Source organism: Rhodothermales bacterium (assembly GCA_013002345.1).
In the GTDB taxonomy this organism is placed as follows: Bacteria; Bacteroidota; Rhodothermia; order Rhodothermales; family JABDKH01; genus JABDKH01.
Genome location: JABDKH010000264.1, coordinates 1 through 5654, shown reverse-complemented (window position 1 = coordinate 5654; position 5654 = coordinate 1). Strand labels below are relative to the sequence as shown.

General features: G+C 59.4%; 5 protein-coding genes. All 5 read left to right on the top strand.

What is annotated here, in order from left to right; translation table 11 throughout:
- Nucleotides 1-63 precede the first annotated feature (63 nt).
- Nucleotides 64-2079: a hypothetical protein gene (locus HKN37_12805; protein NNE47527.1), complete on the top strand. Its 2016-nt coding sequence runs from the start codon at nucleotides 64-66 to the stop codon at nucleotides 2077-2079.
- Nucleotides 2080-2084: 5 nt separating this feature from the next.
- Entirely contained in the window at nucleotides 2085-3440 is a 1356-nt protein-coding gene (gene rsxC / locus HKN37_12800) for an electron transport complex subunit RsxC (GenBank protein NNE47526.1), read from the top strand.
- Entirely contained in the window at nucleotides 3437-4462 is a 1026-nt protein-coding gene (locus HKN37_12795; GenBank protein ID NNE47525.1) for an RnfABCDGE type electron transport complex subunit D, read from the top strand. The genes rsxC and HKN37_12795 overlap by 4 nt, the downstream gene beginning before the upstream one ends.
- A 6-nt stretch (nucleotides 4463-4468) precedes the next feature.
- Entirely contained in the window at nucleotides 4469-5146 is a 678-nt protein-coding gene (locus tag HKN37_12790) for an FMN-binding protein (protein NNE47524.1), read from the top strand.
- 14 nt (nucleotides 5147-5160) lie between these two features.
- A partial coding sequence (gene rsxE / locus HKN37_12785) for an electron transport complex subunit RsxE (GenBank protein NNE47523.1) occupies nucleotides 5161-5654 on the top strand: 494 nt, incomplete at its 3' end.

Below are 5654 nucleotides of genomic sequence, written 5' to 3'. Positions count from 1 at the left end.
TTTGAGCAGCTTGTCAGCCGTCTCGGGCAGACGGAGTCGGAAACCGAGACCCTTCGAGCAGAGATGAAGGCGCTCGTTGCCCGTCTGAAGACATTCCCCATTGCCAGGACAGACACCTTCTTCGTTGCACCGGAAAGCGCGGACAAAGGCAGCGGCCTGCTGTTCTCGATCAACGTAAATGCCGACTCGTGCAAATCATGCGGCATCTGCCACGCCGTCTGTCAGGACTTCGCGATCGAGATCACAAAGCAGACTCCGCACCAGCTGCGCCAGTATCGCCGCGACTGGTTGTTCGCATCACGACTCGGCGGCGTGACGCGAGAGACCATCGATCGATTCGCGCTTCGTGACAAACCTGAATCTCTCGCATACCGACTGCTTGATCGCGACTCGTATCACAGCATGCTCGGAGGAGATTCGTCGTTCCCCGGCAGTGGGACCCAGTCGACGTTACACCTGATGGCAGCCGTCGCCGACTCGGTCATCCGCCCGCGAGTGGAAACCTTCGTGGCGACTCTGTCCGAATGCGCAGACGACCTGGAGCAGAAGATCAAAGCCCGGGTTCGCGAGTCTGTCGACGTCAATGACTTCGAGGCATTCGGCCAGCGGCTGAAGTCGTTGACAGACAAAACGCTTGAGCCGGAAACGCTTGCCGGCATCGCCTCCGGAGAGGTGACGGTCGATCGCGACAGACTTCAGCAGCTCAACGACTCGCTGCTGCGTCTGCGCGACATAATAAGTGCGTACGACGGAAGCGGGACGGGCAGCACTCGGACCAACTTGCTTGGCGTCTTCAGCGAGGACCATTCGGCGACAAACAGAGGCTACTACCCGTACAACCCGTTCTCATTCCCGTGGATCAACACCGGTGCAGATACCGTGGCGGTTGCCGATGGGTTGTTCTCATCCGTCACCGCTGTCGTGATATCCGGCATTCGGGCGCTAAGGCTTGCACGCCTCATACTCGACGACGTGTATGAGCCCGCCGAGCATGACGATGCACTCGACCGCCTCGACTGGCGAGATCTGACTGACGAAGAGTGGGCGATCTGCCCGCCGGTTTGTGTGATCGCCGGCGATGCCGGTGATGCGATTCCATATCTCCTGCGCGTCGAGGCTCCTGTCAAGGTGTTCCTGTTGTCTAGCGACGTCTCCCTGTCTTCGAACGGCTCCGACGTGCGGCTCTGGCCAATGGCGCGCCCCGACCTGTACGTCCTGAGATCAACGATCGGTGTTCGTGGCCATCTCCTTGACGGCCTCGTCGAAGGACTCGAGCGACGTGGCCCGTCACTGTTCCACCTGTATGTTGCCGAGCCGGCGGAGCATGGATTCGATCCTGCGCAATCGATGAACCGGATGCGCACGGCGGTCGAGAGCCGCACGTTTCCGCTCATGAAATACAACCCGGATGCCCCGGGCGAATGGGCTCACAGGTGGGATCTCACAGGCAATCCGGCTCCCGACCAGAATTGGATGCTCAGCAACGGAAAGGAGCGGTCAACGGCGCAGGCACCTCTAACGGTCGCAAACTGGGCGATAGGAGAAGGACGTTATCGCCCATACTTCCGACATGTTGCGAAGAATGTCTGGAACGAGAAAATGGTATCGCTCGCCGAATTCCTGGAAATGCCGTTCGCTGAACGTGCCGAAGCCGAGCCCTATATCGAGGTCACGATTTCGCCGGAACGAACCGCGCGCGTACTGGTCATGCCGGAAATCGCAAGGCTGACGGAAAAGCGCCTCGCTGAATGGCAACTTCTCCAGGAGCTGGCGGGAGTCCGCTCCAGTGTCGTCACCAAAATATCTGAAGAAGCGGAAGCGCGTTTTCAGGAAGAGCTGACTCGCGTGCGAGAGGAGCTGCAAAACAAGTTCGCGTCCGAGGCCGAGACAAGTCGTGCGGAGTTTGGTGCCGACTTTCATTCGCGACTTACCGACGAGCTTATGACCCTCAGCGGGTTTGGATCGGACACGGCCGCGGCCGCGCAGCGTCTGTCTGACTATCTCTCGTCACTGTCCAAGGGCGGATCTGCAGACGACGAAAGCGACAGCGCCGCCACACAGTCAAACGGAGCGAAGTGACGCCATTGGCCACCTCTCTTGCACGGCATATTGAGACATTCCGCCATGGCGTCCATCCGGCCGACTACAAAGAGCTGACGCACGACCGGCAGATCGAGCGGATCCCGTTCATGGACGAACTCGTCCTGCCGCTGACTCAGCACCTTGGATCCCCTTCCAGACCCGTCGTAAAGGTGGGCGACTACGTCCACCGCGGTCAGGTGATCGGTGAGGCGACAGGTTTCGTGTCGTCATACCTCCACGCCTCCGCAACCGGCACGATCACGGCCATCGACCTCAGGAATCACCCTTCGGGAAAGGTGGTCGATTCCATCGTACTGAAACCCGATCCGGTCTCGCCTCAGATCCTGCACGATGAGCGCACTATTGACTGGAAGACAATGTCTCCCAAAGAGATTATTGATCAGGTCTCCTGGGGCGGCTTTGTCGGTCTGGGCGGCGCCGCATTTCCGACGCACGTCAAACTGACCGTACCGGAGGGCAAGAAGGTTCGCTTCTTCCTGGTGAATGCCGTCGAATGCGAACCGTATCTCAACAGCGACTATCGAGCTCTGCTTGAGCGCAGCGACTCCATATTTCTTGGCGTTGAGATCCTTCTCAAAGCCCTGGGCGCGGAGATTGCCTACATCGGCGTCGAGATGAACAAGGTGGACGCCATCGAGCAGCTGCGCGCGGCGATGCCGGAGCACCTTCCGTGCGAAATCGTGCCCCTCGAAACGAAGTATCCGCAGGGCGCCGAGAAAATGCTGACTGAGGCCGTCCTCGACATCGAGATACCAAGCGGCAGACTACCGATCGACGTCCAGGTGATCGTCAACAACGTCGGAACCGTGTCAGGCATCGGAGATCTGTTCCGCTACGGACAGCCGCTCATCGAACGAATTGTCACAGTGACGGGCCCCGGCATCAGGAAGCCGTCCAACCTGCTGATCCCGATTGGCACCAGGTTGACCGACGTGATCGCGTACTGCGGTGGAATGACCGACAACGTCAAGCAGGTGTTGTTCGGCGGACCCATGATGGGATCGGCGCAACGAATGCTCGACGTACCCATCATGAAGGGTACGTCCGGCATCCTGTTCCTGACGGACTATGAGGTGTTTCCGCGAGAGGAGTACCCGTGCATCAAGTGCCAGAGATGCGTCGACGCCTGTCCGGTGTTTCTCAATCCGAGCCGACTCGGTTCGCTGGCGAAGGCCCGCCTCTACGACGACATGCATGAATGGCACATCATGGACTGCATGGAGTGCGGGTCTTGTTCGTATGTGTGTCCCAGCAATATTCCTCTGGTGCAACGATTTCGCGTAGCCAAGGTGCTACTTCGTGAACAAAAAGCGAGAGAGACCGCGGGTGGAGAATGACGCGTGACGAGCCCAGGCTGCTGCTGACGACGTCGCCTTTCCTCAAACATCGGGAGGACACGGCGTATTTGATGTGGCAGGTCAACTACGCCCTGGTCCCGGTCCTGCTCGCAGCAATCTGGTTCTTCGGCATCAATGCCCTGCTGATTGCCGTCGCCTGCATCGCCGGCGCGTTGCTTCCCGAATGGCTCCACAATCGTTCGCGCTCCGGCAGAAGCACGCTGCGGGATGGCTCCGGTGTGATCACCGGCGCGCTGCTGGCTCTTACCCTGCCACCGACCACGCCTCTGTGGATGGCCTTCACCGGCGGGTTCGTGGCGATCGCACTCGGCAAGCTCATCTTTGGCGGAATCGGGTCGAATGTCTTCAACCCCGCGCTCGTTGGCCGGGCGTTTCTGCAGGCCGCATTTCCGTCCATGTTGACGACATGGGCTCAGCCGGTGCCAGGCTCCGAACTACTCACTGTCCGTGGCGACCTGTTCGCGTTTCCTTTCCTGAAACCCGGCATCGATGCGATAACGCAGGCCACTCCGCTATCCCAGATGAAGTTCGACGGCGTGGTCACCAACGCAACCGACCTGCTCTTCGGCACCACGGCAGGATCACTCGGCGAGACCGGATCTCTCATCATCCTGATATGCGGTCTCTACCTGGGGCTTCGTCGCGTTCTGAACTGGCGTATTCCGATCAGTATTCTGGCTACGGTCGGGCTGATCGCCGCGGCAACACATCTCATCGATCCGGCCCGCTTCGCGCCCCCGATGTTTCACCTCTTTTCGGGAGGACTGATGCTCGGGGCGATATTCATGGCTACTGATCCCGTTTCGTCTCCAATCACGCAGCGAGGATGCTGGATCTTCGGAGTCGGTATCGGAGCACTGGTGATGATCATCCGTCTATTTGGCGGATTGCCCGAGGGCGTGATGTATGCAATCCTCCTGATGAACGCGACCACGCCATTGATCAACAGAACCACGCAGGGCCGCGTGTACGGAACGTCCTGGCGCGCAAAGCGACACTAGCAGCGAATGCCCGAGCCTGATCAACATATCGACGTCGGCGCCCCGCAAGGTGGCAGCCTCCGGATGGTGGCCGTGATGGGCAGCGTCGGCTTGATCGCGAGCACGATACTGGTCGCCACGTTCCAGATCACAACGCCGTTTATCGAGGCTAACCGTCGTGCGTATCTGGAAAACGCCATCCTCGACGTGATCCCCGGCGCAACCACATTCGCATTCTTCGATATCCGGGATGACACCGTCGTGCGCGCGGATGAACCGCACGGGCTCTACGCGGGGTTCGACAGCTCGGGCGCGCTTGCAGGCCTCGCCATCGAGTCGCGAGGACAGGGCTATCAGGATGTCATTCGACTGCTGTACGGCTACTCGCCCGATTGCGAGTGTGTCGTCGGTATGAAAGTCCTCGAGAGCAAAGAGACACCCGGACTCGGCGACAAGATCGAGAAGGATGACACGTTTCGGGCCAACTTCGACGCGCTGGCGGTCGAAACAGACGAGGCCAACCAGTCGCTGCTTCGCACCATCGAGATGGTAAAGAGCGGCGAGAAGAACAATCCCTGGGAGATCGAGGCCATCACTGGTGCGACAGTGTCATCCAGGGCGATCACGCGTATTGTCGGGGAGAGTGCCGCCGGAATGATACCGTTGCTCCGGCGTAACCTCGATCAATTGACGGAGGCAGGCTAGTGGCGACACCAGGAATTACAAGTCCGGAGATAACCAGCTTCGATACTCTGCTGAAGGGTCTCTGGAAGGAAAATCCGGTCTTTGTTCAGGTGCTGGGCATGTGCCCGGTGCTGGCGGTCACGAACACGGTCGTCAACTCGCTCGTGATGGGCCTCGCGACGATGTTCGTTCTGGTATCGTCGAGCATCCTGGTTTCCGCATTTCGCAATGTCATTCCAAAACAGGTTCGGATCGCCACCTACATACTGATTATCGCCACGTTCGTGACCGTGGCCGAGTACGTGATTCCGGCGATCAGCCTCGAGGTGCACCGCAGCCTGGGTGCATTCGTCGCACTCATCGTTGTGAACTGCGTCATCCTCGGACGCGCAGAGGCGTTCTCGTCAAAGAACAGCATCGGACGATCGGTACTCGACGCTCTCGGCATGGGTGCGGGCTTCACCGTCGCCTTGCTATGCCTCGGCATTGTCAGAGAGGTGCTGGGCAACGGCACGTTCATGGACATCCC

Bases quoted from the DNA above. Each gene is read 5' to 3' on its own strand.
- HKN37_12795 (NNE47525.1), top strand. From the start codon at position 3,437: ATGACGCGTGACGAGCCCAGGCTGCTGCTGACGACGTCGCCTTTCCTC.
- HKN37_12790 (NNE47524.1), top strand. From the start codon at position 4,469: ATGCCCGAGCCTGATCAACATATCGACGTCGGCGCCCCGCAAGGTGGC.
- HKN37_12805 (NNE47527.1), top strand. From the start codon at position 64: ATGAAGGCGCTCGTTGCCCGTCTGAAGACATTCCCCATTGCCAGGACA.